The 5,511-nt window shown below is 71.8% G+C and carries 2 protein-coding genes and 1 pseudogene; all 3 read left to right on the top strand.

Going from position 1 to position 5,511, the window contains the following annotated elements; translation table 11 throughout:
• The coding region (locus H0X00_RS20990) for a DNA polymerase Y family protein (protein ID WP_293774512.1) at positions 1-1,135 on the top strand (1,135 nt) is incomplete at its 5' end.
• Positions 1,136-1,239: 104 nt separating this feature from the next.
• A pseudogene (locus tag H0X00_RS20995) lies at positions 1,240-4,586 on the top strand (error-prone DNA polymerase).
• 117 nt (positions 4,587-4,703) lie between these two features.
• Positions 4,704-5,420: a hypothetical protein gene (locus H0X00_RS21010; protein WP_293774516.1), complete on the top strand. Its 717-nt coding sequence runs from the start codon at positions 4,704-4,706 to the stop codon at positions 5,418-5,420.
• Positions 5,421-5,511 lie beyond the last annotated feature (91 nt).

Here is a 5,511-nt window from a genome sequence, read left to right on the forward strand (position 1 = left end):
CTGCCGGGCCGGGGTCGCCGAGGGGGCGTTCGCCGCCGCGCTGGCGGCCCGGGTCGGGCAGGTCGTCCCGGCCGGACGGACCCCGGAGTTCCTCGCCCCTTACCCGGTCGACGTGCTCGACCGGCCCGATCTCGCCGACCTGCTGCGCCGGCTCGGGCTGCGCACCCTCGGCGATTTCGGTGGCCTGCCGCCGGCCGACGTCACGGCCCGGTTCGGCGCCGACGGCGGCTTCGCCCACCGGCTGGCCCGCGGCGAGGACCCGCTGCCCCCGGACGCCCGTACCCCGCCGCCGGACCTGATCGTCAGCACCCACCTCGACCCACCGGCCGAGCAGGTGGAGCGGGCCGCCTTCGCCGCCCGACCGTTGGCCGACCAGTTGCACGCCCGGCTCACCGCGGCCGGCCTGGGCTGCACCCGGCTGATCGTCGAGGCCGAGACCGAACACGGCGAGCGGTACGAGCGGGTCTGGCGCTACGAGGGCGTGCTGGACGCCGCGGCTATCGCCGACCGGGTCCGCTGGCAGCTCGACGGCTGGCTGACGTCCCGTCAGAAACGCCCCAGTGGGGGGATCTCGGTGATCCGGCTGGCCCCGGACGAGGTGATCCCGCACGGCGGGGACCAGCTCGGGCTGTGGACCCATGGCGCCGACGCCGAGGCCGCCGAGCGTGCGGCCCGGGCGCTGGTCCGGGTGCAGGGGATGCTCGGCCAGCCGGCCGTGCTGACCGCGGTGCTGGCCGGTGGGCGCGGTCCGGGGGAGCGGATCCGCTACGTCGCCTGGGGTGACCCGCGCGGCGCGCAAGAGGAGAACGGCCCGTGGCCGGGCCGGATCCCGGCGCCCAGCCCGGCCCTGGTGCCGCCGACCCCGGTGCCGGCCCAGCTCGTCGACGACGTCGGGCAGCCGATCTCGATCAACTCCCGGTACGCGATCTCGGCCTCGCCCTCGCGGCTGCGGGTCGGCGACGAGGCACCGCGCCCGGTGTTGTCCTGGGCCGGGCCGTGGCCGGCCGAGGAGCGCTGGTGGGACGCCGGCGCCGCCGCGGTCAAGGTGCGGGTCCAGGTCGCCACCGCCGACGGCACCGGCTGGCTGTTGATCAGCCAGGGCGGCCGCTGGTTCGTGGAGGCCGTCTATGACTGAGAAGCGCCGCGGGACGTCGTCCCGTACGGGCGCATGTCAGCCCGCATGGAGGCTGACATGCGCCCGCTGGGGACGACGTCCCGCAGAGGTTGGGGGCGGCTGAGATGGGGTGGGAGAACCCGCCGATGCCGTGGCGGGATCTGGAGAAGCGGCTCTCCGGGCACTTCCCGCCGCGGGGGGAGAACCGGGCCCCGAACGGGCAGCGGCTGGCGTTCGGGTCCGAGCCGGAGCGTCCGGGCAGCTACCGGCGGGCGCCGTACCAACCCGGCGAGATCGAGCGCACGGATGGCGGGGTCCCGTACGCCGAGCTGCACGCGCACACCAATTTCAGCTTCCTCGACGGCGCCAGCCACCCGGAGGAGATGGTGGAGGAGGCGGTCCGGCTCGGGCTGAGCGGGCTCGCGATCACCGACCACGACGGCTTCTACGGTGTGGTCCGCTTCGCCGAGGCGGCGGCGCGGCACGGGCTGCCGACGGTCTTCGGCTCCGAGCTCAGCCTCGGTCTGACGCAGGCTCAGAACGGTGTCGCCGACCCGGAGGGAACGCACCTGCTGGTGCTCGCCCGCGACCCCGACGGCTACGCCCGGTTGTCCACCGCGATCAGCGAAGCCCACGCCGCCGGCGGCGAGAAGGGCCGCCCGGTGCACGACCTAGGGGCCCTCGGCGCTGCCGCCGACGGGCACTGGCTCATCCTCACCGGCTGTCGCAAGGGTGCGGTGCCGGCAGCTCTCACAACAGGCGGCGAAGAGGCGGCGGCCCGAGAGCTGGACCGCCTCGTCGCGCTGTTCGGCCGGGACAACGTCGCCGTCGAACTCACCGCCCACGGCCAGCCTGATGATGATGCACGCCTGGACGCCTTGGCGATGCTTGCGAAGAAACTGCGCATCCCGGCAGCGGCCACCTGCAACGCCCACTACGCCGCGCCCGAGAGAAGGAGACTGGCCACCGCACTGGCCGCGGTCCGGGCCCGGCGCAGCCTGGATGAGCTGGCCGGCTGGCTGCCCGCGGCCGCCACCGGGCACCTGCGCTCGGGCGCGGAGATGGCCGCCCGGTTCGCCCGGCATCCCGGCGCCGTCGCGACCGCCCATGCGCTGGGGCAGGAATGCGCCTTCGACCTGTCGCTGATCCGGCCCCGGTTGCCGGACTTCCCGGTCCCGGCCGGGCACACCGCGATGAGTTGGCTGCGTGAGCTGACCTATCGCGGCGCGCTCGAGCGCTACGGACCCCGCGACAACGAGACCCAGCGCGGCGCGTACGCCCAGATCGAGCACGAGCTGACGATGATCGAGAAGCTGGACTTCCCCGGCTACTTCCTCATCGTTCACGAGATCGTGGACTTCGCCCGCAGTCGCGACATCCTCTGCCAGGGCCGGGGCTCGGCCGCGAACTCCGCGGTCTGTTACGCCCTCGGCATCACCGCCGTCGACGCGGTCTTCTATGAGCTGCTCTTCGAACGCTTCCTCTCACCCGAGCGCGGCGAACCGCCGGACATCGACATCGACATCGAGTCCGGCCGTCGCGAGGAGGTCATCCAGCACGTCTACGAGCGGTACGGCAGAATGCACGCCGCGCAGGTCGCCAACGTCATCTCCTACCGGCCGCGCTCGGCGGTGCGGGACATGGCCAAGGCGCTGGGCTACTCCGTCGGGGCCCAGGACGCTTTTGCCAAGGAGGTGCACCGCTACAGCGGAGACACTTCCGACACCGACGACATGCCGGCCGACGTCCTCGAGCTGGCCGCGCAGGTCGCGAAGTTCCCGCGGCACCTGGGCATCCACTCCGGCGGCATGGTGATCTGCGACCGCCCGGTGGTCGAGGTGGTGCCGGTCGAGTGGGCCCGGATGGAGAACCGCACCGTCATCCAGTGGGACAAGGACGACTGCGCCTCGCCGCTGGTCAACCTGGTCAAGTTCGACCTGCTCGGCCTCGGGATGCTCTCCGCGCTGCACGGCTGCTTCGACCTCGTCCGCGAGGCCCACGGGCGGGAGTGGACGTTGGCGTCGATGCCCAAGGAGGACCCCGAGGTCTACGACATGCTCGGCAAGGCCGACTCGGTCGGGGTGCTCCAGGTCGAGTCCCGGGCGCAGATGGCGACGCTGCCACGGCTGAAGCCGCGCTGCTTCTACGACCTGGTGCTGGAGATCGCGCTGATCCGGCCGGGCCCGATCCAGGGCGGGTCGGTGCACCCGTTCATCCGCCGCCGGGCCGGCAAGGAGGCGATCACCTATCCGCACCCGTCGCTGGAGAACTGCCTGAAGCGCACCCTCGGGGTGCCGATGTTCCAGGAACAGCTGATGCAGATGGTGGTCGACGCCGCCGGCTGCACCGCCACGCAAGCCGATCGGGTGCGCCGCGCGGTCGGTTCGAAACGCTCGCCGGAGCGGGTCGCCGAGCTGCGGGCCGAGCTCTATGAGGGGATGCGCAAGACGCACGGCATCACCGGGGAGACCGCGGACCACATCTTCAACCTGATCGCGGCGTTCGCGAACTTCGGCTTCGCCGAGAGCCACTCGATCAGCTTCGCGCTGCTGGTCTACGCCAGCTCCTGGCAGAAGCTGCGCTACCCGGCGGCGTTCTGCGCGGCCCTGCTCAACGCGCAGCCGATGGGGTTCTACTCACCGCAGTCGCTGGTCGCCGACGCCCGCCGGCACGGCGTTGAGGTGCTGCGTCCGGACGTCAACCTTCTGCCGCGGGCGCCGGCCTGGAGCCCGCCGGGCCGGGCAACACCGAACCGCCGACCTCGTGGGGGAGGGCGACGCTGCGCCTCGGTCTGTCCGGCGTCCGCTCGATCGGTGACGACCTCGCCGAGCGGATCGAGACCGAGCGGGTCACGAACGGTTCCTACGCCGACCTCACCGACTTCGCGCTGCGCACCGGCGCCGGGGCCGCGCACATCGAGGCGTTGTCCACCGCGGGCGCGTTCGACAGCCTCGGCCTGGCCCGCCGGGAGGCGCTGTGGGCGGCCGGGGCGGTGGCCCAGGCGAGCCCGGACCGGATCGCCGGCACCGTGGTGGGGGACCGGGCCCCGCGGCTGCCGGTGTTGGAGCAGGTGGAGTTGACGATGGCCGACCTGTGGGCCACCGGCATCACTCCCGACGGGCATCCGATGGAGAACGTCCGCCCGGAGCTGGACCCGGACATCGTGACGGTGGCCGGTCTGGCCGCCCTGCCGGACAAGACCAGGGTCCGGGTGGCCGGCGTAGTGACGCACCGTCAGCAGCCGCAGACCGCGGCCGGGACCATCTTCCTCAATCTCGAGGACGAGACCGGGATGCTCAACGTAATCTGCTCACCCGGGGCCTGGGCCCGGCATCGCCGGGTGGCCCGGGACTCCGCGGCGCTGGTGATCCGGGGCCGGTTGGAGTGCGCGGAGGGCGTGATCAGCCTGGTCGCGGAGACCTTCACCCGACTCGAGCTGGTGGTCGGAAGCAGGTCCCGCGATTTTCGTTAGGGACTCCGTCGCTGACTGTTCGGCTGACGGTTCGTCTCAAACAGACGAGAGCACTGAAGGAATCTCAGCCCGCGAGGCACTGCGATCGCGGACTCCGGCGGCGGTACGTTGCCCGCCATGAATACACGTAGTCAGATCGTCTGCGGGCTGGCAGGCATCATCGGGGTCCTGATCATCCTCCCGGCGTTCATCATCGCCGACTACTTCGTCCCGCCGGACGCGGACTGGACGCCGGAGCAGTTCGCCGACTTCTACAGCGGCGAGACCGACCGGATCCGGGCCGGGCTGCTGATGCTGCTGATCGCGGTGGTCGGCTGGGGCACGGTGGTCTCGGTGATCACAGTCCAGATGCTGCGCTACGAAGGCAAGCGCCCCGTTCTGACTGTCCTGTTCGCGGTCTCGGGCATCACGACCTACGTCCTGCTCACGTTGTTCGGCGTGTTCCTGACCGCCGCGGCGTTCCGGCCCGAACGATCCGGGGAGGACATTCAGCTGCTCCACGACGTCGGCTGGTTCATGGCATTCCTCACGGCCCCGGCGTTCGCGACCCAGGCCTTCGCCCTCGGAGCCGCGGTGCTCGGCAACCGTTCCGCCAACCCGGTGCACCCACGGTGGTTCGGCTACCTCAACCTGTGGATCGGCGTCCTGCTCCTGCCCGGCGTCCTGCTGCTGTTCTTCCACACCGGGCCGTTCGCCTACCACGGCGTGATCTCGTACTGGATCCCGCTGTTCACCTTCGGCGGCTGGATGGCCGGGATGGGGCTGGTCGCGGTGATGGCGGCGCAGGCCGAGGCGAAGTCGGAGGCTGCGGTCATGGAGCCAGTTCCGGCTTAGACCTTGGGCAGGCGCGCGATCTGCCAGGCGTGCGCGACCGTCCGGCCGGCGCTGTCCAGCACCACTGCCCGCTCGTCGAACCAGTTGTCGG

The organism is Sporichthya sp., assembly GCF_013815995.1.
GTDB lineage: Bacteria > Actinomycetota > Actinomycetes > Sporichthyales > Sporichthyaceae > Sporichthya.